20 protein-coding genes are annotated in these 25,298 nt (G+C 71.2%); 6 read left to right on the top strand and 14 right to left on the bottom strand.

Features of this window, described 5'->3' with window-relative positions; translation table 11 throughout:
• Positions 1 to 309: 309 nt before the first annotated feature.
• The 4 genes from AC0T5L_RS23770 (at position 310) to AC0T5L_RS23755 (ending at position 7,242) form a co-directional block, all read left to right on the top strand.
• Complete coding sequence (locus AC0T5L_RS23770) at positions 310 to 1,530, top strand: ABC transporter ATP-binding protein (protein WP_476167701.1); 1,221 nt, start codon at positions 310 to 312, stop codon at positions 1,528 to 1,530.
• Between the two features lie 227 nt (positions 1,531 to 1,757).
• A complete protein-coding gene (locus AC0T5L_RS23765) occupies positions 1,758 to 3,941 on the top strand; it encodes a prolyl oligopeptidase family serine peptidase (protein ID WP_476167725.1) in 2,184 nt (727 codons plus the stop codon).
• Positions 3,942 to 4,173: 232 nt separating this feature from the next.
• Complete coding sequence (locus AC0T5L_RS23760; protein WP_476167700.1) at positions 4,174 to 5,376, top strand: JmjC domain-containing protein; 1,203 nt, start codon at positions 4,174 to 4,176, stop codon at positions 5,374 to 5,376.
• 1,005 nt (positions 5,377 to 6,381) lie between these two features.
• Entirely contained in the window at positions 6,382 to 7,242 is an 861-nt protein-coding gene (locus tag AC0T5L_RS23755) for a ferric iron reductase FhuF-like transporter family protein (protein WP_476167699.1), read from the top strand.
• A gap of 23 nt (positions 7,243 to 7,265) precedes the next feature.
• Here the strand turns inward: AC0T5L_RS23755 and AC0T5L_RS23750 are convergent, their stop codons facing one another.
• From AC0T5L_RS23750 to panD, 4 genes are all read right to left on the bottom strand, one after another.
• Positions 7,266 to 7,868, bottom strand: coding sequence for a hypothetical protein (locus tag AC0T5L_RS23750; protein WP_476167698.1), 603 nt, complete (start codon positions 7,866 to 7,868; stop codon positions 7,266 to 7,268).
• Positions 7,869 to 8,204: 336 nt separating this feature from the next.
• Positions 8,205 to 9,494: an MFS transporter gene (locus AC0T5L_RS23745; protein WP_476167697.1), complete on the bottom strand. Its 1,290-nt coding sequence runs from the start codon at positions 9,492 to 9,494 to the stop codon at positions 8,205 to 8,207.
• A 102-nt stretch (positions 9,495 to 9,596) separates the two neighbouring features.
• Positions 9,597 to 9,854: a hypothetical protein gene (locus tag AC0T5L_RS23740; protein ID WP_476167696.1), complete on the bottom strand. Its 258-nt coding sequence runs from the start codon at positions 9,852 to 9,854 to the stop codon at positions 9,597 to 9,599.
• Positions 9,855 to 10,136: 282 nt separating this feature from the next.
• On the bottom strand, positions 10,137 to 10,541 hold the full coding sequence (panD, locus tag AC0T5L_RS23735; RefSeq protein WP_476167695.1) for an aspartate 1-decarboxylase: 405 nt from the start codon (positions 10,539 to 10,541) through the stop codon (positions 10,137 to 10,139).
• Between the two features lie 279 nt (positions 10,542 to 10,820).
• Here panD and AC0T5L_RS23730 point away from each other — a divergent pair, with 279 nt between their 5' ends.
• On the top strand, positions 10,821 to 11,900 hold the full coding sequence (locus tag AC0T5L_RS23730) for a LacI family DNA-binding transcriptional regulator (protein ID WP_476167694.1): 1,080 nt from the start codon (positions 10,821 to 10,823) through the stop codon (positions 11,898 to 11,900).
• A gap of 65 nt (positions 11,901 to 11,965) precedes the next feature.
• On the opposite strand, the gene AC0T5L_RS23725 is transcribed toward AC0T5L_RS23730, so the two are convergent.
• The 7 genes from AC0T5L_RS23725 to AC0T5L_RS23695 all read right to left on the bottom strand — a co-directional run bounded on the left by AC0T5L_RS23725 (position 11,966) and on the right by AC0T5L_RS23695 (position 19,988).
• Positions 11,966 to 14,806, bottom strand: a complete 2,841-nt coding sequence (locus AC0T5L_RS23725; RefSeq protein WP_476167693.1) for a DEAD/DEAH box helicase — start codon at positions 14,804 to 14,806, stop codon at positions 11,966 to 11,968.
• Between the two features lie 12 nt (positions 14,807 to 14,818).
• The gene (locus AC0T5L_RS23720; RefSeq protein ID WP_476167692.1) at positions 14,819 to 15,715 is read right to left on the bottom strand and encodes a diacylglycerol/lipid kinase family protein; all 897 of its coding nucleotides are present in this window, start codon (positions 15,713 to 15,715) and stop codon (positions 14,819 to 14,821) included.
• A gap of 65 nt (positions 15,716 to 15,780) precedes the next feature.
• Positions 15,781 to 16,203 (bottom strand): DUF397 domain-containing protein, encoded by a 423-nt coding sequence (locus AC0T5L_RS23715; protein WP_476167691.1) that lies wholly within the window; start codon positions 16,201 to 16,203, stop codon positions 15,781 to 15,783.
• Positions 16,204 to 16,310: 107 nt separating this feature from the next.
• A complete protein-coding gene (gene tatC, locus AC0T5L_RS23710; protein ID WP_476167724.1) occupies positions 16,311 to 17,141 on the bottom strand; it encodes a twin-arginine translocase subunit TatC in 831 nt (276 codons plus the stop codon).
• Positions 17,142 to 17,306: 165 nt separating this feature from the next.
• Positions 17,307 to 17,624 (bottom strand): Sec-independent protein translocase subunit TatA, encoded by a 318-nt coding sequence (gene tatA / locus AC0T5L_RS23705; RefSeq protein WP_476167690.1) that lies wholly within the window; start codon positions 17,622 to 17,624, stop codon positions 17,307 to 17,309.
• A gap of 66 nt (positions 17,625 to 17,690) precedes the next feature.
• Complete coding sequence (locus tag AC0T5L_RS23700) at positions 17,691 to 17,876, bottom strand: hypothetical protein (RefSeq protein ID WP_476167689.1); 186 nt, start codon at positions 17,874 to 17,876, stop codon at positions 17,691 to 17,693.
• A gap of 60 nt (positions 17,877 to 17,936) precedes the next feature.
• Positions 17,937 to 19,988 carry a helix-turn-helix transcriptional regulator gene (locus AC0T5L_RS23695; RefSeq protein ID WP_476167688.1) on the bottom strand — a complete coding sequence of 684 codons (2,052 nt, stop codon included), beginning with the start codon at positions 19,986 to 19,988 and terminating at the stop codon, positions 17,937 to 17,939.
• 96 nt (positions 19,989 to 20,084) lie between these two features.
• Between AC0T5L_RS23695 and AC0T5L_RS23690 the strand changes: the two genes are divergently transcribed.
• The gene (locus tag AC0T5L_RS23690; protein WP_476167687.1) at positions 20,085 to 21,188 is read left to right on the top strand and encodes a DUF3866 family protein; all 1,104 of its coding nucleotides are present in this window, start codon (positions 20,085 to 20,087) and stop codon (positions 21,186 to 21,188) included.
• 57 nt (positions 21,189 to 21,245) lie between these two features.
• Here AC0T5L_RS23690 and AC0T5L_RS23685 read toward each other — a convergent pair whose 3' ends face one another.
• The 3 genes from AC0T5L_RS23685 to pafA all read right to left on the bottom strand — a co-directional run bounded on the left by AC0T5L_RS23685 (position 21,246) and on the right by pafA (position 25,264).
• The gene (locus tag AC0T5L_RS23685) at positions 21,246 to 22,361 is read right to left on the bottom strand and encodes a methionyl-tRNA formyltransferase (RefSeq protein WP_476167686.1); all 1,116 of its coding nucleotides are present in this window, start codon (positions 22,359 to 22,361) and stop codon (positions 21,246 to 21,248) included.
• Between the two features lie 266 nt (positions 22,362 to 22,627).
• Positions 22,628 to 23,761, bottom strand: a complete 1,134-nt coding sequence (locus AC0T5L_RS23680; protein ID WP_476167685.1) for an FKBP-type peptidyl-prolyl cis-trans isomerase — start codon at positions 23,759 to 23,761, stop codon at positions 22,628 to 22,630.
• 144 nt (positions 23,762 to 23,905) lie between these two features.
• A complete protein-coding gene (gene pafA / locus AC0T5L_RS23675) occupies positions 23,906 to 25,264 on the bottom strand; it encodes a Pup--protein ligase (RefSeq protein ID WP_476167684.1) in 1,359 nt (452 codons plus the stop codon).
• Positions 25,265 to 25,298: the final 34 nt, after the last annotated feature.

Here is a 25,298-nt window from a genome sequence, read left to right as displayed (position 1 = left end):
CCCGACCCGATGCCTCAACCCGGCTGCCGTGTCGTGGCCGCCGCTTCGAGTGCGCGAAGGGGAGAAAGTGATGAACCGTCGGACAGGCTAACGCACCTGGGGCTGCCACGCCAGCTGAGCGAACAGGGTTTGCTCCTGACCACAATCAGATCAACATCGACCCAAGTATGGACTTTTCGATCAAGATCGTGTCTGATGTGATCAGCAGAACAGCCTGGTTCGATCAAGTTCGAACAACCAGGCTCGGTGGTGCGGACTTCCTGAGGTCCACGTCACCCCCCTACGACCCCGGCCCGGGAGCTGACAACCATGGCGGAGATCGCCCTTGAGGGTGTTGACAAGATCTACGGCGGCGACGTCAAGGCCGTCGACGACCTGAACCTGAAGATCGAGGACGGCGAGTTCATGGTGCTCGTCGGCCCCTCCGGCTGCGGCAAGTCCACCGCGCTGCGCATGATCGCGGGCCTGGAGGAGATCTCGGCTGGCACGCTGGTCATCGGTGACGAGATCGTCAACGACCGCCCGCCCAAGGACCGCGACATCGCGATGGTCTTCCAGAACTACGCGCTCTACCCCCACATGAGCGTCGAGCAGAACCTGGCCTTCGGCCTGAAGTTGCGCAAGGTCGCCAAGCCCGAGATCGCGCGCCGCGTGAAGGACGCGGCCGAGATGCTGGGTCTGGAGCCCTACCTCAAGCGCAAGCCGGGCGCGCTCTCCGGCGGTCAGCGCCAGCGTGTGGCCATGGGCCGCGCGATCGTGCGCGAGCCGCGCGCGTTCCTCATGGACGAGCCGCTGTCCAACCTGGACGCCAAGCTGCGCGTGCAGATGCGTGCCTCCCTCAACCAGCTCCACGACCGCCTGGGCGTCACCACCGTCTACGTCACCCACGACCAGATCGAGGCGATGACCCTCGGCGACCGGGTCGCGGTGCTGCGCGACGGCCGTCTACAGCAGGTGGACACCCCCAAGCGCCTGTTCGACGCCCCCGTCAACCTGTTCGTGGCCGGGTTCATCGGCTCCCCGGCGATGAACTTCGTCGACGCCGAGCTGGCCGCCGAGGGCGACGGCGCGGTGCTCACCTTCGCCGAGCACAAGCTCCCGGTCCCGGCGAGTGTCCTGGACGATCGGCCGAACCTGCGCGACTACCTGGGCCGCAGCATCATCCTGGGCATCCGCCCCTCCGACTTCAACGACGCCGAGCTCGACAACAGCAGCGGCGACCCGCAGCTCCAGGTGACCGCGGGCGTGACCGAGGAGCTGGGCACGGAGATCAACGTGATCTTCGACGTCGACGCCCCGCCGGTGCGCCACGAGGACGCCGCCGCCCTGGCCAAGGACGCCGCGGGCGAGGAGGGCGAGGGCGAGAGCGGTATGCCGCTGGGTGGCGGCAACTCGCAGTTCACGGCCCGCGTGAGCCCCCGCAGCAACGTGCGCCCGAACAAGACGATCAGCCTGTCGGTGGACGTGAGCCAGCTGCACTTCTTCGACCAGGAGAGCGGGCTGGCCATCGGCCACCCGGCCAACTCCTAGTCGTCTCCGGCCGCCCCGCCGGGTCCTTCCCTCCTTCCGGGACCCGGCGGGGCGGTTCTGTGTCCGCCCCGCCGGGTGGCCAGGACCGAAACAGGCTCGACCGGCCCGGAGAGAACCGAAGCCCCCCGGTCAGCGCGATGCCAAACCTTGCTTTGAGGACATAGTCATGTGCCCGAGAGCAAGGGATCTGTTTCTTGACCGCTGACTCAGCTCACCCCAACGATGTGATGGTGCGCAACCGAGCCCCCGGAGCCGCCCTCGCCCCCGACCCGGTGTCCGCCGTCGACACACTGCACGGCCGGGCCGTGCCCGATCCCTACCGGTGGCTGGAGAACGCCGGCTCTCCCGAGACCCTGCGCTGGCTTGAGGAACGCGGTCACGAGTACGAGCGCGAGGCGGCCGGCTGGCCCCTGCGCGAACGCCTGTCCGCTCTCATCCGCTCGCTGGTGGACACCGACCTGTGGAGTCCGCCGGTCCACCGGCCCGGAGCGGCGGCCTTCGCCACCGTGCGTCCAGCAGGGACCGAGCACCCGCGTCTGGTCGTCCTGACCGGGGAGGGCCCGCCGCGCATCCTGTACGACCCCGTCTCCGAGGACCCCGCCGGGCGCACGACCCTGGACGCCTGGGAACCCAGTCCGGACGGAGGCCTGGTGGCGGTGCAGGTCTCATCCGGGGGTGTGGAGCGCGGTGGCCTGCGCGTGCTGCGCACCGGCACAGGCGTCCCGGTGGGCCCGCCCGTGCCGGGGGTGCGCTACTCCCATGTGGCGTGGGTCCCCGAAGGCGCGCCCTCCTTCTACTACGTGCGCCGCGACGGTGAACGGGGCGTACGCGGCGTGTGGCTGCGCCGAGCCGCCGACGGCGCCGAGACGCTTGTCCACGCGTGCGCGGCGCCCGACACCGTGCCCGGGGTGCGGATCCTGGGACACAGGTGGCTGCTGGTGACTGAAAGCCACGGCACCGGACACCGCACCGACCTGTGGTTGGCCGACTTGGCCGCCGCCGCACCGGGGAGCCCCGTGCTGCGCCCCGTCCAGGTGGGCCCCGAGAGCGAGACCGAGGCCCGTCTGGGGCCTGACGGGCTGCTGTACCTGCGCACCACCCTGGGCGCGCCGTGGCGGCGGATCTGCGCGGTCTCCCCCGAGGAGCCGGGGGTGGAGCACTGGCGCGAGGTGGTGCCCGAGGAGTGCGGAGCGACCCTGGACGCGTTCGCGCCGTGCCCCGGGGGGTCCGGGGGCGATCCGGCGCTGTTCGTGTCGCGCACACGGCTGGGGATCAGCGAGGCCACCGTGCACGACGCCCGCTCGGGCGCACCGCTGTACACGGTGGACCTGCCCGGAGAGGGCATGGTCTCCGCGCCCGAGACGGCTCCCGACGGATCGGTGTACCTGGGGTACGCGGACGTGGCCACCCAGCAACGGGTCCTGTGCCTGCCTCCGGGGGAACGCGTTCCCCGGCCGTGGCCGCCCGGCTGGTCCATGGCACCGCCCTCCCCGGCCGTGGAGCGCACTGTCGTCTGGTGCCGCTCCGAGGACGGCACGCGGATTCCGGTGACCGTGTTCACCGCCGTGGGCGGTGGAGGGCCGAAACCGCCGGCAACCGCCCCTCCGCCAGGGGAGGAGACCGTCGACACGCGGCGGGGCCCGTACGGCCCGCGCTCGGCGAGCGGGTCCGCGGGCCCGCCGGGGCCGACCATCCTGCACGCCTACGGCGGCTTCGGGCGTCCCCGTCAGTTCGGCTTCAGCGCGACCGTGCTGGCCTGGCTGCTCTCCGGCGGCCGGTACGCGGTCGCCCACGTGCGCGGAGGAGGCGACGCGGGCCGCGAGTGGCACCTGGCCGGTTCCGGCCGCGACAAACCGCGCGCCGTGGAGGACCTGGCGGCCGCGGCGGACACCCTGGTCGCGTCCCGAGTGTGCACACGCCGCCAACTGTGCCTGTCGGGCGGGTCGGCGGGCGGCCTGCTCGTCCTGGCCGCCGCGACGGCGCGCCCGGACCTGTGCGGAGCGGTGATCGCCTCCGCGCCGCTCGCGGACATGGCCCGCTTCGAACTGATGGGGCTGGGGCGCATGTGGACCCGCGAGTTCGGCACCGCGGCCGACCCCGACGACTTCGCCGCCCTGATGTCCTACTCCCCCTACCACCGTGCGCTGGACAGCGCGGTGCACGCGCCCGGGCGGCGCTTCCCCAGCGTCCTGCTCACCGGCTTCCACGGCGACACCCGCACCGACGCCGCCCACCCGCGCAAGATGTGCGCTGCGCTGCTGGCGGCGGCCCGGGCAGAGGAGCGCCCACCGGTCCTGCTCCGGTACGAGCGCGACGTGGGCCACGGCCCGCGCGCGGTCAGCCGTGCGGTGGGACTGGCCGCCGACGCGCATGCGTTCGCGGCCCACCGAACGGGGCTGTCATCGCGCTGAGCACGCGGGTGCGGTCCTGGCCAAGAAGAACGACACACAGAAAGCGAGGTGTGGTGCGTATGGACCCGATCGAGGTCGAGGTCGAGGACCTGGCGGAGGTGACCTCCCGCGACATCACCGCGGGCGGCGACAACGACGGCACCGACTCCAGTTCCGACTTCATCTGACCGATGTCCCGCCCGGCCCGGCCCCGGGCCGGGCCGGGCCCTCCCGTGCACCGAAAGGACGCGCCGTGATCGATCCCGGCCACCTGTTCACCCGGACCCTGTGCGACGTCGTGGGCCGGGACGCCCTCACCACACAGCTGTCGGAGGAGTTCGTCTTCGCCGACCTGGGAGCGGACGCGGTGCGTTCGCTGTTGACCTTCGACGACCTCAACGAACTGCTGGCCACGTGCTCCCCCGAACCACCGAGGCTGCGCCTGCACCGTGACGGGGCGGCGGTTCCGGTCGACCGCTACACCGAGGCGGCGACCTCCTCGCGAAACGCACGGCGGGCGGTGCGCCCCGAGGTCCTGTACCGGGAGCTGCGTGCGGGGGCGAGCCTGGTCCTGGACAGCCTGGACCGGATGCACCCGCCGGTGGGCGCGGCGGCCGACGACCTGATGCGGCTGGTGCGCGAGCGCGCGCAGGCCAACCTGTACCTGGTCTGGGGTGAGTCGCGCGGCTTCGACACCCACTGGGACGACCACGACACGGTGATCGTTCAGGTGGAGGGCACCAAGCACTGGCAGGTGCACGGTCCCGGGACGCGCCAGTACCCGATGAAGAACGACGTGGACCACACCCACACGCCCCCGCGCGACGCCGACGGCGAACTGCACCTGGTGTGGGAGGGCGTGCTGCGGCCGGGCCAGGTCATCCACGTTCCGCGCGGCTGGTGGCACACGGTGACCGGAACCGGTGAGGTGAGTATGCACCTGACCTTCGGCTTCACCCGGGCAACCGGGGTGGAGTGGGCGGAGGCACTGGTGCGGCGGCTGTTCGAGGAGGAGGTGTTCCGCAGGGACCTGCCGCGCTTTTCCGCACCGGAGACGCGGCGCAAGCACCAGGGCGAGCTGGTGGCGCGGATGGTGGAGCTGGCCGAGGGGCTGGAGGTGGACGAGTTCCTGGACGAGCGGGACGCGCGCTTCCCGCGCCGGACCTCGTTCTCGCTGCCGTGGCCCGTGGAGGAGGACGCCCCGCCCGCCGACGCGCGGGTGGAGTTCGTGCCGATCCTGCCGCCGCCGCTGTCCCGCGAGGGCGAGCGGGTGGCGATGACGGTGGGTGGGCGCCGATACCGGTTCCCGGCCTTGGCCGAACCGGTTCTGGAGGCGATCGCCGAACACCGGTCGCTGACCGTGGCCGGGTTGGCCGAGCACGCGGGCGTGGAGGTCGCGCGGACGGCGGAGATCGTGTCCGTGCTGTCGCGACACCACCTGGTGCTGGTGCGATAGGTGTCCGCGGACTGACGGACCGCCCGGCCCGCCGCGTACCGTGAGGGGCCCGGCCACGTGATGCTCCGAAGGAGCGACGAGACCGGCTCCCTCCCGGGTGGGCACCGCGGAACTGGCCCTCGGTCCGCGCCGAGCCATCGGAGGCGCGCTGGCGCCGCACGTACACCCCGATACCGTCCAGGACCCGGCGGACGGCGAAGTCCATCTCCTCCGCGGGTCCGCCCACGCCCTCCTCCGCGTGCGGGGGCTCCTCCTCCAACACGCCCTTCCGAAGCAGCCGGGAGATCGTGGGGAACTCCTCCTCGGTGACGACCCTGCGCAGTCCCCTGCTGTAGTCGCGATCGGTGTCGGCCATGGTCCCGCCCTCCTCCCGGACCGTGCGTTTCATGTCCGTCTCGGTGCGCAGCGTCTCGCGCAGGGTGGTGGACGGCAGCATGAGCACCTGAAGCGCAGATCCCACGTCCAGGCCGGAGCGGACGAGTTCGCGCAGGCCCGCCTCCGTCCACCGCAGCCCGTTGGGTCCGCTGGGCGGCCCGCCCAGGAGCAGGTACACCGACCACGGGTGCTGGCGGTACAGGGCCGTCACTCCGCGACCCGCTCCTCCACGCCGGCCCGCCAATCGCCGTTCTCACGCGGTGCTGGGGGTCCGCGTCCATGCCTTCCGGAACCGGCGGACTCCGGATACGGACGGGGGCGGAGAGGCACGGCAGTCCCTCTCCGCCCCCATCCGCCAGTTCTGTCGCAGCAGGTAAAACGAGCAAAAACTACATAAAAACGACACCAGCGACAGAAGCCACATCACCACCCCCGCTCGCGATCCCGCCGGGGCCCGTACCTTCACCGTTCCCGCGCGGACACGGGATCCTCGGATGATCATTGCGGCACGCGGGGACATTAGGATAGCCTCACTTAATAGGCGCAGATGCACCCACTCTCCCGCAGGTCACTGCGGCCACACCATCCCCGGACATGACGGCATCGTGCGACGAAGGGCAGGTTCACGCGGTGGTTGCAGATCCGCTCGACGCGCTCCGTGGCGCCTGTGCGCCACTGAAGTTCGCGCCGCTGCCCGACCTGCTCTCCCCTGAGGAGTTCCGGGGCAGCCCCGCGGGTCCCGTGCACTGGCACCAGGCCGGCGCCCTGGCCGCGGACGGCTGGCTGCCGGTCCTGTTCGACAAGCTGCGGACCGAGCACGGCCCCGGCCACCGGCTCCCCGCCGCCACCAACTTTCTCCGGGTCACCCTGCGCGAACCGATCTTCATGGTCTCGGCGTCGCTGTACCTGACCGGGCGGGCGCCGCTGCTGAGCCCCGAGAGCCTCCACCTGCCCTGGGACGCCGTCCGGGCGCGGTTCGCCACACCCGCCCTGGTCGGCACCCGCATGGCGGTCCTGCCGGACGACCCCGCGGCCGACCACCCGGACACCGTGGTCGCCGAGGACGAGGACGCCCAGCTGCGGATGGCCGCCGAGGCCCTGTTCGCCACGTTCGACCCCCTCATCAACGCCCTGCACGCGCACTCGCGCTCGGGCAAGCGCACCCTGTGGGGGTGGGTGCTCGACACCCTGCACTTCTACATGCTCAACCCGGCCCGCTACCTGGGCCGGGACGCCGAGCAGGCCTGGGAACTGGCCTCCCGGCTGGGGGACGCGGTGGTCGAGGCCGGCGCGGTGACCCGCAAGCGGCCGCGCCTGTTCCCCTTCGCCCCCGAGCACCCGCGCGGGACGTGGGCGGTGCGCGGCACCTGCTGCTTCGACTACAAGGCCGACTCCGAGCACGGATACTGCACCACGTGTCCGCTCAAGTGCGACGGGGAGCGCCAGCAGGACCTGTCGGAGTGGTTGCGCGACCCCGCCCTGGCCCCCTGAGCGGACCTGACGCGGCCCCGGGCTCAGCCCTCCCGTTCCCCCTCCTGGACGCCGGTCCTCTCCGCCTCGGGTTCCCCGCTACCGGCGGTGAGCAGGGCGATCGTCGTGCAACCGCCCGCTAGGAGCAGCAAGAGCAGGAGCACGCCGCAGCTGATGCCCAGGATCTTTCCCCACGGGGTGGGCCGGGCCTCCGGCGGACCGTAGCCGCCCTGGGGCGGGTAGCCCTGGCCGTGGCCCCCGGCCTGCCCCCGGACGTATCCCGACCCCTGGCCGGAGGGGTAGCCACCTGCCTCGGAGTATCCGGGTACCTGGCCGGAACTGAAGTTCTCCGGCTGCCCACCGGGCGGAGGGGCGCCCGGGCCCGTCGCCGAGACATCCGCCTCCCCGTACCCGGGCGCGTAACCGGCGTGCTCGTACCCGGCCTGGCTGGGACCGCTGGGACCTTCGGAGAGCTCGCCGGCCACCGACTCCGGAGGCGCGCCCGTCGGATGCTCCCCAGGACCACCGCTCGGGGGCCGGCCCTCTGGGGGAGGGCTCCCGTAGGCATGCGCCCCCTGTGAGGGGCCCGGGCCCTCCGAGCGCTGGCCGGGCGGGACGGCCGCCCCGCCCGGAGGCGGCTGTCGCATGTGCGGATCGTGGTGGGGATACCTGTGCGGCGGTTCCCCCGGAGGCTGCGACCCACCCTCCATCGGGTCACCGGGGTCACCGGGACGCCACTCCTCCGGGGGATGGTGGTTCACCGGGTCCTGGTGCCGTCCCGGCTGCTCCCCCGGCACGTCCTCGGGTTCTCGCTCGGACAATGAGAACACCCCCTGTCAGCGGAATCCGCCCACCGGGGCCGGTAGGCGCCTCACGTCTGCACGGTAATCACACGGACGGGGATCTCCGTGGAGGTCGCTGGGCGTTTCCTGTAAAGGTCCGGATGTGTCGCGCGGCTTCGAGGCCGCGACCGCGCGAGGGGGTCACCCGGTGTGCGGAGCCCGGCCCCTCCGGGCCAGGAGCACGCGAGCCGCGAGCACGAACACCGGCGCGGTGAACAGTGCCGCGAACAGGTTCAGGCCGCCGAAGCCCGCCTGGGACAGCACCACGCCCGACAGCGCCCCGGCGGTGGCACCGCCCAGGTTCATGACCAGGTCGCTGACCCCCTGCGCGCGGGGGCGCACTTCGGCCGCCAGGGACTCGGCCAGCAGCGCCGTCCCGGACACCAGGCCGAACGACCATCCCAGGCCCAACAGGACCAGCCCGACCGTCACCCAGGTCTCATCCTGCCCGGCCGTGCCCGCCATCGCCGCGGCGGCCAGCAGGATCACCTGTCCCGTCAGCAGCACGGGTACCCGGCCGAACCGGTCTGTGAGCCATCCCACCACCGGCGAGAGCGCGTACATCCCGGCGATGTGCAGGGAGATGGTCAACCCGATCACGGTCAGCGCGGCGCCGTGGTGGGACATGTGCACGGGGGTCATGGTCATGACCGCGACCATCACCGTGTGGCTGGCCACGATGCCGACCACCGCGAGCAGGGCGCCAGGACTGGCCGCGATCACCCGGAGCGCCCCGGCCACGGACAGCCGTTCACCGGAGGTGGTGTCCTCTCGTGCCTGGGCCGCGGTGGCCACCCGCAGCGGGTCGGGACGCAGCAGCACGAAGGTCAACAGCGCGCCCAGGACGAACCCGACCGTGGTGAACAGCACCGGGCCCAGCAGTTCGGGCAGGCCGAAGAGGGCGGCCACGCCCCCGCTGGGACCGATCAGGTTGGGGCCCGTCACCGCGCCGACCGTGGTGGCCCACACCACGATGGACAGGTCCCGGCCGCGGCTGCGTTCGGACGCCAGGTCGGCGGCGGCGTGGCGGGCCTGCAAGTTGGTGGCGGTGCCGGCGCCAACCAGCACCATGCCCACCAGGAACAGTGCGAACGTGCCCAGCACCGTGGCGGTGATGGTGATGACGCCGCCGAGCGCGCCGAACACCCAGCCCGCCGCGAGGCCGGGGCGGCGGCCGTGCCGGGCGGCCAGCGAAGCCAGGGGGAGGGCGAACACCGCGGCGCCCAGGGTGATCATGGTGGTGGCCGCGCCGGACCAGGCGTCGGAGCCGGTGAGCTCCAGGGCGATGAGCGCGCCCACGGCGAGCATGGCGCCCATCCCGATACCGCCGACCACCTGGGCGATCACCAGGGTCAGGACGGTGCGGCGCTGGAGCCGGGCCCGTGCCTCCTCAGCGAGGGGTCCCTCTGGATGTGCGGTATGTATCGACACGCGGCTTACTCCCCGATTCGTCCCAGTAACGGAAGAAGCCTAGCCCCGGACACGGCGCGGCAGCTATGTCGGACCGCCCACCTTCAAGGACACGTACACGCCTCATCCGCGCCCGTAGCGCCACCGCAGGAAGTCGTGCTCGCGTTCGACGTAGCGCATCTCCGAGTAGAGGACGTGCGAGTCGTCCGCACTGATGACGACCCCGCTTCCGGGAACCACCGGCCAACACGCGAACGCCCAGAAACAGCGGGTGTAGGGCCCCCACAGGACAACCCACGCACCCTGCTTCTGCCACTCGACGTGTTCGGCGATTCGGCGCTGTTCCTCGTCCCCTGTCTCGTCCATGCCGACTGTGGACATACCCGGCACTGGAAGAACCGACCAGGCCGGAACCGGCCATGGCACCGGTGACATGCGGCCCTTGCGCGGACCACCGGATGTGGTGCGGCTCCGGGCGCCCCGCGTCCACGCGGCGGCCGAGGCGCGCGGGCACCGGCGGAGGTCGTGCCCGCGGGGACACCGGCCCGGGGAAGGAGCGGCCGCTCTCACCCGCCACCACCCGACAGGACGCACGTCCCGAGAGGACAAGGTGCCCGTGTCGGTGCGCGCGCACCGACACGGGCACCGGCCCGCCATGAGGGCTCAGCGGCCGGAGACCAGCTCGCTGTCCGGAACCGGCTCGGCCGGGTCGTTGCCCAGGGCGACGATCCTGTTGTCCCGGTCCACGTGCACGATGTGCTGCACGTGCTCGGCCCGCTCGGCCTCGGTCAGCTGGGCGTAGGAGATGACGATGACCAGGTCGCCGGGACTGACCAGCCGTGCGGCGGCGCCGTTGATACCGATGACGCCCGTGCCGCGCTCACCGGTGATCGCGTAGGTGACCAGCCGGGCGCCGTTGTCGATGTCGACGATGTGGACCTGCTCGCCGTCGACGATGTCGGCGGCGTCCATCAGGTCGGCGTCGATCGTGAGCGATCCGACGTAGTGCAGATCGGCCTGCGTGACCGTGGCGCGGTGGATCTTGCCGTTGATGAGGGTGCGCAGCACTACTCAAGCCTCGTTTCAGGTCTCTTGCGAACTACAGGCCCAAGGGTCCCGTGTTCCTCCATGATGGCCCCATCCGTGTGCCGCTTCGGCCACCGGGGTCCTCCAACGCACGCAACGCCCCGGCAGGTCCTGGTGTTCCGCCTCGTCTCCCTCCCCTCGCGGTGGCACCCTCCAGACGACCACCGACGGTCCTGGCACCGCCCCGGAGGGGGTGTGTGAGGCAGAATGAGACCCGTCCCAGGGGCCCGGTCGCACTGTTGTGAGGAGAAACCAGCTCAGATGTCGGTGGACCAGACAGATAACAGGCAGGCCGACCCGCCCGCGGGGCCACCGTCACCCCTGCGCCGCGCCACCATGCGCGACGTCGCCGCGCTGTCGGGGGTGAGCATCAAGACCGTCTCACGCGTCATCAACGGGGTCGCCACGGTCTCCGAGGAACTACGTGACCGCGTCACCCAGGCCATCGTCCAGTTGGACTTCCGGCCCAACCTGGCAGCCTCAAGCCTACGCCGTACCGACGGCGCCACCCGGCAGATCGCCCTCCTGCTGGAGGACGTGGCCAACCCCTTCTCCGCAACGCTGAGCCGTGCGGTGGAGAACGTCGCCCGCGACCACGGAACCCTGGTGTTCGCCGGGAGCCTGGACAAGGACCCCCGGCGTGAGACAGAGCTCGTACGGGCCGCCACACTGCACCGGGTGGACGGCATCATCCTCGTTCCCGCCGCACCTGACCAGGGGTATCTGCAACGGGAGATCCGCAACGGAATCCCCGTGGTGTTCGTGGACCGCGCTCCGCGCGCGCTGGCCGCGGACGCGGTGCTGTCCACCAACGCCGAGGGCGCCCGGAAGGCGGTCCTGCACCTGGCCGGCCACGGACACACCCGGATCGCCTTCCTCGGCGACCAGCGCACCATCAGTACCTGCGACGAGCGCTTCACCGGGTACCGGACCGCGCTGGCCGAGCGCGGACTGCCCGAACACCCCGGCCTGATGGTGCGGGACCTGCGCGATACCGCCAGCGCCGCACGCGCCGTCGCCGCCCTGCTGGACGCCCCGGAACCTCCGACGGCCCTGTTCGCCTCACAGAACCTGGTGACCGGCGGTGCCATCCAGGCCCTACAGGAACGCGGTCTGCAAGAGCATGTGGCCGTGGTGGGCTTCGACGACTTCCCTATGGCCGACCTGATGGCGCCGAAAGTGACGGTGGTCGCCCAGGACGTGATGCGGATCGGCACCCTGGCCGTGCAGCGCCTGTTCGAGCGCACCGCCGGGGACACCTCCCCGCCCCGGGAGGAACGGGTGCCCACCACGCTGATCGTGCGCGGGTCCGGCGAGATCCCCCCGCCGGACCGACGCTGAACCACTGACAGAGCGTTCCCGTCCCGGGACCGGAGGCCCCGGGACGTGCTCCGCGAACACGCTCCCTAGCTGAACGAGGAGTAGGCCACCACACCCCGGCGCACCAGGTCGCACGCCTTGCGCGCGGTGGAGCGCATCTCGGGATCGCCACTGGCCCCGGCGATCTGGCTGAGCATGTCGACCAGCATCTTCGTGGTGCGCACGAAGTCCCCGGCGGTCATGTCCGCCTGGCGCAGGATGGCGTCCAGCCGGTCGCCGCTCGCCCAGCGGTGCGCCGTCCACACGAACCCCAGGTCGGGCTGGCGCAGGAACGACACCCGGTGCCGGGCCTCGACCTCGTTGAGCTCACCCCACAGCCGCACCATCTCCACGAGCGTCTCCTCGATCCGCCCTCCGGGCAGGCGCGGGAAGGCGTCGTCGTTGCGGCGCGCCTCATAGACCAAGGAGGCGGTGCAGGCCGCGAGCTCCACCGGGTTCAGGTCCTTCCACAGTCCGCGGCGCAGGCACTCGGCCACAAGCAGGTCCAGAGCGGAGTAGACCTTGGCCAGCCGTGTCCCGTCGTCGGATACATGGTCCCCCGACAGGTACTCCAGGTCCTCCAGGACCCCGCACACCCGGTCGAAGGTGCGGGAGATGACGTGCGAGCGCCCCTCCACCCGGCGGCGCAGGCTGTCGGTCTCCTTGCGCAGCCGGAAGTAGCGCTCGGCCCAGCGGGCGTGGTCCTCACGGTCGGCGCACCCGTGGCAGGGGTGCTGGCGCAGCTCCGAGCGCAGCCGCAGCACCTCGGCGTCCTCCCCGGACTCGCGTGGGGCCCGCTCGTAGGCGGGTTCGGCGCCCCGCTCCTTGAGCTTGTTGCGCAGCGTGGAGGCCAGGTCCTGGCGCGAGCGCGGCGACTTGGCCGAGAACGACTTGGGCACGCGCATCCGCCCGGACGGCTGCACCGGCACGGTGAAGTCGCTGGCGTTGACCCGCTTGACCTGCTTGTCCACGGTGAGTACCAGCGGCGCGGGCAGGTTGTGGCGCAGCCCCGGGTCCAACACGACCGCGTGCCCGGAGAAGCGTCCCGACGGGATGCGGATGATGTCGCCGGTGCGCAGCTTCTCCAGGCTCTCCAGTGCCTCGTCGCGGCGCCGGACCGAGCGGTTCTTGGAGAGCATGGACTCGCGCTCGCTCAGGGCACGGCGCAGCGAGGCGTACTCCATGAAGTCGCCCAGATGGCACTCGGCGGCCTTGGCGTAGCCGTCCAGGGCCTCCTCGTGCTTGCGCAGCTGTTTGACCAGGCCGACCACGGCGCGGTCGGCCTGGAACTGGGCGAAGGAGGCCTCCAGCATGTTGCGGCTGCGCCGGCGACCGACCTGGCCGACCAGGTTGACCGCCATGTTGTAGGACGGCTCGAAGCTGGAGTTGAGCGGGTAGGTACGGGTGCCCGCGAGGCTGGCGACCGCCTCGGGATCGGTCCCGGCCTGCCACACGACCACCGCGTGGCCCTCCACGTCGATGCCGCGCCGCCCGGCTCGCCCGGTGAGCTGCGTGTACTCGCCGGGGGTGAGCTGGGCGTGGGTCTCACCGTTCCACTTGTCGAGCTTTTCGATGACCACCGTGCGCGCGGGCATGTTGATGCCCAGTGCCAGGGTCTCGGTGGCGAACACCGCGCGGATGAAACCGCGCGAGAACAGGTACTCGACGATCTCCTTGAACTTGGGGAGCATCCCGGCGTGGTGGGCGGAGATGCCCAACTCCAGGGCGCGCAGCCACTGGTCGAAGCCGAGCACGGCCAGGTCGGCGGCCGGAATGTCGGCGCACTGGGTCTCGGCGTACTCGCGGATCTCGTCGGCCTCCTCCGGGGTGGTGAGCACCAACCCGGACGACACGCACTGACGGACGGCCTCGTCACAGCCCGCCCGGCTGAAGACGAAGGTGATCGCGGGCAGCAGGCCACCGTCGTCGAGCTCCTCGATGATGGTGGGCCTGGAGGGCGGCGCGAACCTGGAGCGGGGCCGCACCTTGCCGCGGGCCCGGGTCTGCGGGTGGCGGCGCCGGTCGGCCAGCTGGGTGATGCGGGAGTCCTCCTCGGCGAAGCGGGACAGCCGCGGGTTGATCCGCAGCTTCTGCCCGCCCACCTCGATCTCGCGGGGCTGCCAGCCCTGGCGGCGGCGTTCGCGTTTGCGCTTGCCCCTGCGGCCCCGGGACCCCTCCTGTTCCTCCTGCTCGGCGGAGGGCTCCTCCACGTCCACGAACAGGTCGTGGATGCGGTCGCCGACCATGACGTGCTGCCACAGCGGCACGGGGCGCTTCTCGTCGACGATGACGGTGGTGTCACCGCGTACCTGTTGCAGCCATTCGCCGAACTCCTCGGCGTTGCTGACGGTGGCCGACAGGGCGACCATGCTCACTGACTCGGGCAGGTGGATGATCACCTCCTCCCAGACCGCGCCGCGGAACCGGTCGGCGAGGTAGTGCACCTCGTCCATCACCACGTAGGCCAGGCCGCCGAGGGTCGACGAGCCCTCGTAGAGCATGTTGCGCAGCACCTCGGTGGTCATGACGACCACGGGCGCCTCGCCGTTGACGCTGTTGTCCCCGGTCAGCAGCCCGACCTGGTCAGCACCGTAGCGCTTGACCAGGTCGTTGTACTTCTGGTTGGACAACGCCTTGATGGGCGTGGTGTAGAAGCACTTGGTGCCCTCGCTCAGGGCCAGGTGCACGGCGAACTCCCCGACCACGGTCTTGCCCGACCCGGTCGGCGCGGCCACCAGGACCCCGTGGCCGTTCTCCAGAGCCTTGCAGGCGCTGATCTGGAACGGGTCGAAATCGAACCCGTAGAGGCCCTGGAAGGCCTCGATGGCGGCGCTGGAGGCTTCCTGGCGCCGACGGAAGGCGGCGTACCGCTCAGCGTGACTACTCATATGGCTTCCAGCTTATGAGGTGAGCTCCAACATCTCGACCGATTTGGGTACGACCTCACAGACCAGCGGCGGCTCGCCCGTGCGCTCGCCGTCGGCGTAGGCCACGCCCGCGTCGGCCCGGATGGTGACCGTGCTTCCGCGTTCGACCACCACCTCGTCGAGCCCGGTGTGGCTGCCGTTGAACACCCGTGGGAACAGGCGCAGGAAGCGGCCGAGTGAAGCCTGTCGGATGAAGACCACGTCGACGAGGCCGTCGTCGGGCTCGGCGTCGGGGCACACGCGCATGCCGCCGCCGTAGGCGCGGGTGTTGCCGACCGCGACGAGTATGCCGGGTTCGGCGATACGGCGTCCGTCCACGTCGATCTCGTAGTCGATGGGGCGAAAGGTCCGCAGCTCGGCCAGGAGTCCGGCCACGTATCCGGCCCGGCCGATCCGGAACCGGAATCCGTTCACCCGCTCGTTGACACGGGCGTCGAAACCGCAGGCCAGGACGCTGAGAAAGTAGCGCTGGGTGCCGTTGGCCAGGTGCAGGCGCACGGCGTCGGCCGGGCGGGTGCGCCCCCGCAGGATCGCGGCGGCCACGTCCTGGGCCGACCCGCGCGGGCGGCCGAAGGCGCGGGAGACGTCGTTGCCGGTTCCGGTGGGGATCGTGGCCAGAGGCACCCCGGTGCCCACCACCGCCTGCAACGCCTGGTGCACCAGCCCGTCCCCGCCCACGGCCACGAGGGCGTCGGGCCGGTCGACGGCGGCCAGGCGGGCCATACGGCGGCTGTCGGCGGCCGATCGTCCGGTGTAGACGTGTACACGGGCTCCGGCGTCGCGCAGCGCCTCCTTCAACCGCACCGCGACAACGGCCGCGCGGCGCCGACCGGAGTGCGGGTTGACAAGGAGGGCGATGTGAGGGGGCATGCGGGTCCTTGAGTCCTTGCTACCCGGGAACCGGGAGACGGGGGGTACGGGACGGCGAGCTTGCCCTAGGAGTCCTCGGTCTGCCCCTGCTCGGCCTCCTCGCGCTGGCGGCGATGGTACTCCTCCATCGCCTTGGGCGTGTTCAGCGGGGAGGGGACCCAGGCCACCTCCGAGTCGGCCTCGCCGCGCTGGATGCGGCGCTCCTCCTCGGTGAGGTACTCCTCGGGGATGTCGAACTCGCCGTCACGGGCCCCCAGGACGAAGGCCTCCCACTCGGCGGGGGTGAAGAACAGGGTGCCCTTCTCAGGGGCCTTGCCGTCGCGTACGGCACGGAAGCCGTCGTCGAAGGTGGCGACCTCGACCACGGCCTCGGACTCCTCCTTGGACAGGGAGGACCGCATCCAGACCGCGTCGGTGGTGTCGTGCCACTTCTCGTTGCCCATGGCCTCGGGCGGGAGCTCCCGCTTGGCCTCGGTCCGCTCGCTCATCGAACTTCCTCTTCCCAACAACCGTCCTCGGCCGGGAGCCCCCGAGCCGCCGGGGTGGCGTCACCGGTCGCCTCCACCGCCCGACCCTAGCGTGCGCCCGGGGCGGCTCAGGAGCGTTTGCCGGACTGCTCACCGACGTCGGGGTCATCCAGCGGGGACGGGGTCTCGTCGATCTTGGAGATCTGGTCGTCGTCCAGGCCCGCGTAGGGGTCGTCTCGCCGCTTGCGCCGGTCGTTGAGGAAGGCGAACAGCTCGGCCAACTCGAAGAGGAGCACCAGCGGCAAGGCCAGGGCGAGCATGGAGATCGGCTCGGCCGGGGTGATGACGGCCGCGACGAGGAACGAGACGAAGATGATGACGCGGCGCCACTTGGCGAGGGCCTCGTGCGGCAGGACCCCGGCGATGTTGAGCAGGACCACCAGCAGCGGCAGTACGAAGCCCACGCCGAACATGCCCATCATGATGAGCATGTAGTCCAGGTACTCGCCGATGGTGAGGAAGGGGTCCGCGTCCTCGGGCAGGAACCCGAAGAGCATGGTCAGCGCGTAGGAGGTGATGTAGTAGGCCAGGCCCGCGCCGACGGCGAACAGCAGGGCGGCGAACGGCGCGAAGATGTAGGCGTAGCGCTTCTCGCGGCCGTGCAGGGCCGGGGCGACGAAGGCCCACAGCTGGTACATCCAGAACGGCGCGGAGACGAGGGCGCCGACGAACAGCCAGACCTTGAAGGCGACGAAGAAGGCGTCGAAGGGGCCGGTGACGATGAGGGAGCAGTCTTCGGGGCCGCTCACCCGGGACTCCGGAAGGGAGCAGTAGGGCTCCACCAGGAAGTCCCACACCAGGTCGTAGACCAGGTAGCCGACCACGGCGCCCAGCGCGAGGGCGATCATCGCCTTCGTCAGACGGTTGCGCAGCTCGCGCAGGTGGTCCATGAGCGGCATCCGGGCCTCGGGGTCGGCAGCCCGGCGTCGTGCCCTCATCGTGCGGTCACTCTCTATCTCCTTCGGCCCGCGCCAGGGGGCGGCGGGACCTGTGGCCGGGGCCCTGCGGCGTCACGATGCACGGCGCACCGCGGGGCCCTGTGTCAGGTTCCGGCCGGTTCCGTGCTAGTTGCCGTAGGTGCGGTGCGTGGTCTCACCGGTCTCGCTGACGATGCGCTGGCCGGCGGGCAGCTGCGGGTAGCCGGGCTGCTGGGGCTGCTGCGGCTCCGCGGGCGCCTCCTGCTGCTGGGAGGCCTGCTGGTTCTGGGCGCCCTTGGCCTCGTCGGTCTCGTTCTCCTCGTCGATCAGGCCCTTGCTCTCGGCCTTGAGGATGCGCGCGCTGCGCCCCAGGGAGCGGGCCAGGTCCGGAAGCTTCTTGGCTCCGAATAGCAGCAGGGCCACAATCACCAGGATGGCGATGGTAGGTCCGTTCAACGGTCCCATGGTTCTACCTCTCTGTGGGGCGCGACCAAGCGCCTTCGATGGTACGCGCTTTCGGACGCGGGTCCATCATGCCCCCGCACCGCTTCGGCCGACGCGCTCACGCAGGTCAGCGTTACTCGTCCGGTACTCGCCCGACGCCCATGCCACCGTTTCCGACAGCACGCCCGCCGCGCGGCGCGCACGCAGCACGAGGACGCCGATGGCGACGAGTCCGGTCGCAACCGCACCGAACAGGACAGCGAGGACGATCACGCTTCAACCCTATCCCTTCAGACATGGACTGCACCTCGCCCCCGGGTGAACGTCTGGGCCTCACTCAGGCGACGAAGTGGTCTCGACCAATTTCTCAGAGGTTTGAGACGCGCCGTAGTGCTCCAGGGCCCGTCGGGCCTCGGCCCGCGCGTCCTCGGCGAGCGCCTCGGGAGCCACCACACGCCCCTGCGGTCCCAGACGCAACGCCAGTCGCACCACCCAGGTGGGAGCGGGGGTACGCAGAGTGGCGCGGATCCCTCCCCCCGGCAGTTCGGCCACGGACTCGCACACGTAGTCCTCGGTCACCCAGCGGGCGGTGGGCTCCAGTTCGAGGACGACCGCGGCATCGCGGTCCGAGCGCTGGAACACGCCGCCGGACAGGTCACGGCGGCCCACCCCCTCGGGCACCTGGGCCGCGTAGGGCAGCACGGTCAGCTCCAGGACCCGGTCCAGTCGGAACAGGCGCACGTCGCGGCGCAGGTGGCAGTAGCCCTCCAGGAAGGGGTAGCCGTCCTGGACCACCAGGCCCATGGGGTCCACGTCGCGTTCGGTGACCTGGTCGAGGTAGCCCGACAGGTAGCGCAGGTGCAGGCGCTGTCCCGACTCCAGGGCGTCGGCGCAGCGGCGCTGGGTCCGGGCGACCTCCTCGTCGCCCTCCAGGCGCACCTGGACCGAGTCGGCCAGGGACCCCAGTGCGGCTCCGGCGGCGGTGCGCAGCTTCTCGCTGACCCGCTTGAGCGCACCGACCTCCAGTCCCTCGGCCTCGGGCAGGGCTTGGAGCAGCGACAGGCCCACGACCAGGCTGGCCGCCTCGTCGGCGGTCAGGCGCAGCGGCTGGGCGAGGGTGTCGGCGTTGCCGATGATGATCTCGCCGGTCTCCTTGGCGGCGTCGAGGTCGACGTCGATGAGGTCGCCGGGGGTGTAGCCGGGAAGGCCGCACATCCACAGCAGGCGGAGGTCGGCGACCACCTGCTTCTCGCTGAGCCCGAAGTGCCGGGCCACCTCGTGCACGCGCACGTCCCGGCCCAGGGCGTAGGGGACCAGCATGAGCAGACGGCGCAGCTGGTCGGCCGAGCGCGGGCCGCGCGTGGGGGCCTCGGGGTCCTCGCCCGCGCCGGAGCCTCCGGGTGCGACGGCGGTGGAGGCGGCTTCGGCGGTGGCCGCCAGGTGGGCGGCCATGGCCTCGCGGGCCTCGACGGGTTCGACGATGACGGCGCGCGAGCCGAAGGAGGCCACGTTCCGCACGAGGTCGGGGGTGTCGGCGTAGGGGTAGGTGAGGGTGTCCCAGCCGCCGCCGGAGCTGTCGTGCTCGCCGGGGACCACGCGCAGGGCGCTGCGGCGCAGAGCATGCGCTGAGTCGGTGCGCACCCGCAGGACCGCGGTGCGCTCCGGCTCGGCCTTTTGCCCCGCGACCACCGAGCGCAGGTCGACGCCCTCGGGGACGACGATGTCGGGGCCCTCGCGCAGGATGGTCACCTCGCCGCGGATGCGGCCCAGGCGGAAGACCCTGCGGGCGTCGCGGAGGCGGTCGTGGCCGACCACGTACCAGTGGCCGCGCAGGTTGACGATGCCCCAGGGTTCGATCTCACGGGTCTCGGCCCTGGTCTGAGCGGGCTTGCGGTAGTCGAAGGAGACCGGGCGACGGTCGCGCACGGCCTGCCAGACGGGCCCGAAGGAGGGCTCGTCGGTGCGCATGGCCGGAGTGAGGCCGGGAGCGGCCTCAGTGTCGACGGGGACCCCCGCGGAGCGGAGCTTGAACAGGGCGTTGGCGGCGGCCTCGCCGAGGGAGGCGTGCCGCCAGGCGCGGGCGGCCAGGCCCAGGACGAGGGCCTCGTCGGGTAGGAGCTCGATCTCGGGCAGCTCGTAGTCGGAGCGGGAGATGCGGTAACCCTCCTCGCCGCTGACGGCGTCGCCGGTGCCGACCTGGATGGGGATACCGCTGTCGCGCAGTTCGCGCTTGTCGCGCTCGAACATCCGCTTGAAGGCGGACTCGGTCTCGGCCTCGGCGTAGCCGTGCACCGTCTTCCTGATCTCCTGCGCAGTCAGATGACGGCGCGTGGACAACAGACAGATGACGAGGTTCAGCTGTCGTTCCGTCTTCCTGCGCGACATCGTCCGCACCCTTCTCGCCTGTGGTGGATGGACCGGGCGGGGCGCGCTGGCGCGTCGCCCCGCGGCCGGTACAGCAACGACGGTACCGTGCCCAACATGATCCGGTGGCGCCGTGGCGAAGTCCGTCAGATCCTCCCCTCCTGGCCGGGGGCCGTACTGTGCGTGGTGGCGGTGGACCCCGTCGGCGACGGAAGGGACGGGCCCGATGGGAGCGGGCCGGTGACGTGTCGCGCGCTGGCCTACACCGACCTGGTGGGCTCCCCCGAGGCGGGCGACACCGTGCTGCTCAACACCGGTGCCCTGGACCTGGGCCTGGGGACCGGCGGGTACGCGCTGGTCGTGGCTGTTCCGGACCGGCTGCCCGCCGACCGGGAGGGACCCGGGCACCTGGTCAAGGCCAGGTACACGCCGTTGCAGGCGACCGTTCTGGGCGCCGACGAGCAGGGGTCCCCCCACCACGAGGCACTGCGCTCGGCCGAGGGCGTGGACGGCATGCCGGTGGTGGTGGCCGACCTGCACTCGTCGCTGCCCGCCGTGGTGGCGGGGGTTCGCGCGCGGCGGCCCGGAGCGCGGATCGTCAACGTGATGCTGGACGGTGGTGCGCTGCCCGCGGCGTTCTCGCGCCTGGTGGGCGAACTGCGTGAGGAGGGTCTGCTGGCGGGGTGTGTGACCACGGGCCAGTCCTTCGGCGGCGATCTGGAGGCGGTGACCGTGCACTCGGGGCTGCTGGCGGCCCGGCACGTGATGGACGCGGACGTGGCGGTGGTGTGCCAGGGACCGGGCAACCTGGGCACCGGAACGCCGTGGGGGTTCTCGGGGGTCTCGTGCGGTGAGGCGGTCAACGCGGCGGCGGTGCTGGGAGGGCGTCCGGTGGCATCGCTGCGGGTGAGTGAGGCCGACGCGCGCGAGCGGCACCACGGGGTCTCACACCACAGCCTGACCGCCTACGGGAAGGTGGCGCTGGCCCGGGCCCAAGTGGTGGTGCCGCTGCTTCCGGGGGCGTTCGGTGAGCGCGTGCGCGCCCAGGCCGGGGCACTGGGCGACCGGCACGAACTCGTACGGGTGGGCGTCGACGGCCTGGAGGAGGCGGTGCGGGCGCTGCCGGTGAGGGTCTCGACGATGGGCCGCGGGTTGGAGAAGGACCGCGCCGCGTTTCTGAGCGCCGCTGCGGCGGGTCGCCACGCGGCCGAACTGCGGTAGCCGCTCCCGTTCCCTCCGGGACGGGACGGGACGGGGCGTCGGGCCTCGGATCCTGCCTCAGCGCTGGTCAGCAGGGCTGGGATCACCCGTCATGACACCGGGCGCGAGACCAGGGTCCACCGTCTCAGAGGGCTCCGGGGACTCCGAGGAGTTTCTGGACGCGGGCACCGCCTTGCTCACCGCGTCCTGCGTCTGTCCGGGTACGGGCGACCGGCGAGTGGCCGCCAGCATGTGCGGCGAGGGCACGTCGAAGAAGGCACCCGAACGGAACATGGCCAGCGACGTCGGCTCCGCCCGCACCCCCTCGTCCACTCGCAAGGCCTCGGGCACGAACACCGTCCCGTCCCCGCAGGTGATCCCCCACCTGCGCCCCTCTCCCGCCGCCACCACCTGACCGGGCGCCCCTCCGGGGACCCGGTCGATCAGCCGTCCCGCGCACAGTGTGATCCGCGCGCCGCCGAACATCGCGAACGCCCCCGGGTAGGGGTCGGCGAGCGCGCGCACCATCCGGTCCACGTCGCTTCCGGAGGCGGTGAGGTCGAGCTGGCCGTCGCTGGGGCGCCGGCGCGGCCACACCGAGGCGTGGCCGGTCTGCGGACGCCGGGGGGCGGTGCCCTCCAGGAGACCGTCCATGTGCCGTGCGAGCAGTTCCGACTGCAACTGGCCAACGCGTTCGTACAGGCCGGTGGCTGTGGCGTCGGGCGCCACGTCGAACCAGGCCTGGTCGACGATGTCGCCGGTGCCCGTCTCGCCTCCCAGGTGGAGGAGGGTGACGGCGCTGGAGCGCATGTCCCGCAGGATGGTCCACGGGATGGGCGCCCAACCGCGCCCGACCGGCAACGGAGCGGGGTGCAGGCCGATCCCGCCCAGCGGCAGGGCGGACAGGGCCCGGCCGTGGACCGGCTGCGACCAGCCCGCGACGACCATCAGGTCCACGCCGTGCTCCGAGAGGGCCTCGCGCACCTCAGCGGAGCCCAGGTCGGCCGCGCGCAGGTGCGGCAGGTCGTGTTGGCGCGCGACGGCCTCGTAGTCGAGGTAGCCGGAACAGTGCGCGAGTTCGGCCGGGTAGGACACCACCAGGCTCGGTGGGCGCCCCTGTGCGCAGAGCTCCTCCAGCGCCGGAACACCAAGGCTCAGTCCGGACGCGTAGCAGTAGCGCCGCCGGTCTGACATCAGCTCCCCCTCGCCTGTCCAACGATCCTCCGACTCTACGTACCCCGGCGCCGATGTCCGTGAGTCCGGGAGAGGTCTGCGTGTCAGAGTCGGGCGAACATCCCGCCACCCGGCGATCCGCACGCGCGGGCCCGGACGCGGGCGGGAGCCGGGGCGATCCGCGCACCGCGGTGGTCAGGAGTGGTGGAAGGCCCGCGAAAGCCCCCACGGGAGACGATCCCGCGGGGGCTTTCGTACGCTCAGGCGCTCGGAGACGTGGGAGCGGGTTACTCCTCGCCCTCGCCACCGTCCTCGGGCGTGTCGGCCTCCTCCTCGGTGGAGCCCTCACCCTCCGTGTCCTCGGCGCCCTCCTCGCCTGCGGCGCCCTCCTCGGGCTCGGCCGGCGGCGGGTTGTCGTAGGCGCCCAGGACGTCGATGACGAAGACCAGCGTCCCCGCGGGGGCGCCCATGGCCTCCTCCTCGGTCTCGCCATAGGCCATGTCACTGGGCACGACCATCAGCAGGCGGCTGCCGACCGGCTGGCCGACGATGCCCTCGTCCCAGCCCTCGATGACCGCGCCCGCACCGACCGTGGTGTCGAACGGATCGCCGCCGCGGCTCCACGTGGAGTCGAACACCGGGTGGTCGCCGTTCTCGTCGGCCTCCCAGCGCATACCGGTGTACTGGACGATGACCTGCTGGCCCTCCTCCACATCGTCGCCGCGGCCCTCGATGAGCGGGAGGACCTCCAGCTCCTCGGGCGGATCGGTGTCCGGGATCTCGATGTCGGGCTCGCTGTGTCCATCCTGAGAAACCTCGGGCAGACCGTCGCCGCCGTTGGTGTCCTGCTCCCCGGGCACGACCGAGCCCTTGTTGAAGCGGTCCATCAGATCGATGACCAGGACGCTGGCGCCCTCCTGGGCGGGCTGGCCGGACGCCTCGGCCTGCTGCTTCTCCTCCTCGGTCAGCGGCGGGAAGACGTACACCGCCCGGCTGCCGATGGGCTGGTTGACCAGTACGTCGCCGATCTGCTCGGGCATCTGCTCCATACGGATCAGGTCAGGAGCGCCGGACTCGTAGCTGGACTGCCCTTCGACGGCCTCGCCCTCAGCGGGAGCAGTCCACTGGTACTGGATGACGTTGGCGATCAGGAGGTCGTCGGCGCGCACCAGCTCGTCCTCGCCCGACCCCTCGCTGACGATGCCTGAAAGCTCCTCCTCGGGAGGCTCGGCATCGGGGAAAGCGACCTCTGGTTCCTCACCGACTGGGCCGGTGACGGTGGGAATCCGTGAGTCGAGCTGTTCCTCCCCCATACGCAGGAAGGCGGGAGTACGCCACTCCTCGGGAATGTTCGCGCAGCTTGAGACCGCCAGGGCAATGGCGGTCAGCGGCACCGCGAGGGCGGCAGCGCGTCGGTGCATGAGTCACAACCTCTGATTTCCGGCTTAGGACACGGTCACACTACCGAAAAGAAAGGCCGTAACCACCCCCCGGAACGTCACGAACACCGCGACCCCGCCACAGGAGGCCTTTTCGACTTCGACCGTATGGCGGGGCCCGGAGGATCACATCCCGGCGATGAGCTTCTCCACCCGCTCGTCCACCGACTTGAAGGGGTCCTTGCACAGCACGGTGCGCTGTGCCTGGTCGTTGAGCTTCAGGTGCACCCAGTCCACCGTGAAATCGCGGCGCTGTTCCTGGGCTCGGCGGATGAACTCGCCGCGCAGACGGGCCCGTGTGGTCTGCGGAGGCACCGACTTGGCCTCGAAGATCTTCAGGTCTCCGATCACCCGGTCCATCTGGCCGCGGTTCTGCATCAGGTAGAATAGTCCGCGGTCGCGGTGGATGTCGTGGTAGGTCAGGTCGAGCTGGGCCACCCTCGGCGAGGACAGGGACAGGTCGTGCTTTTCCCGGTAGCGCTCCAGCAGCAGGTACTTGGCGACCCAGTCGATCTCCCGGGAGACGGTTTCCAGGTTCTGTGTCTCGACCGCCTCCAGGGTGCGCTGCCACAGGTCCAGGATGCGCTTGCCGGTGGCGTCGGTGCCGTGCCGGTCGACGTAGCTCTGTACCTTGTCCAGGTACTCGCGTTGGATCTCCAGCGCGCTGGCCTCGCGTCCGTTGGCCAGGCGCACCTTGCGGCGGCCGGTCATGTCGTGGCTGACCTCGCGGATGGCCCGGATGGGGTTCTCCAGCGTGTAGTCGCGCATGACCACACCAGCCTCGATCATCCGCAGCACCAGGTCGGTCGAGCCCAGCTTGAGCAGGGACGTGGTCTCGCTCATGTTGGAGTCGCCGACGATGACGTGCAGGCGTCGGAAACGTTCGGCGTCGGCGTGGGGCTCGTCGCGGGTGTTGATGATGGGGCGCGAGCGCGTGGTGGCCGAGGAGACGCCCTCCCAGATGTGTTCGGCGCGCTGGCTGACACAGAACAGGGCCCCTCGGGGGGTCTGTAGGACCTTTCCCGCGCCGCAGACGATCTGGCGGGTGACCAGGAAGGGGATGAGCACGTCGGCCAGGCGGCCGAACTCGCCGTGCCGCCCGACGAGGTAGTTCTCGTGGCAGCCGTAGGAGTTGCCCGCCGAGTCGGTGTTGTTCTTGAACAGGTAGATGTCCCCGGCGATGCCCTCCTCGTGCAGGCGCTGCTCGGCATCGACCTGTAGCCCCTCCAGGATGCGCTCACCGGCCTTGTCGTGGGCCACCAGGTCCGCGAGGTTGTCGCACTCGGGGGTGGCGTACTCGGGGTGGCTGCCCACGTCGAGGTACAGACGGGCGCCGTTGCGCAGGAACACGTTGCTGCTGCGCCCCCAGGAGACCACCCTGCGGAAGAGATAGCGGGCGACCTCGTCGGGGGACAGGCGGCGCTGCCCCCGGAAGGTACACGTGACCCCGTATTCGTTCTCCAGTCCGAAGATCCGTCGTTCCACGCGGCCTCACCAACTTCCTGTCACCGGGCGCGGA

The organism is Nocardiopsis sp. TRM 82005 (genome assembly GCF_056312425.1).
The sequence above is the reverse complement of the archived record's forward strand: the minus strand, read 5'-3'. Positions and strand labels throughout refer to the sequence as shown.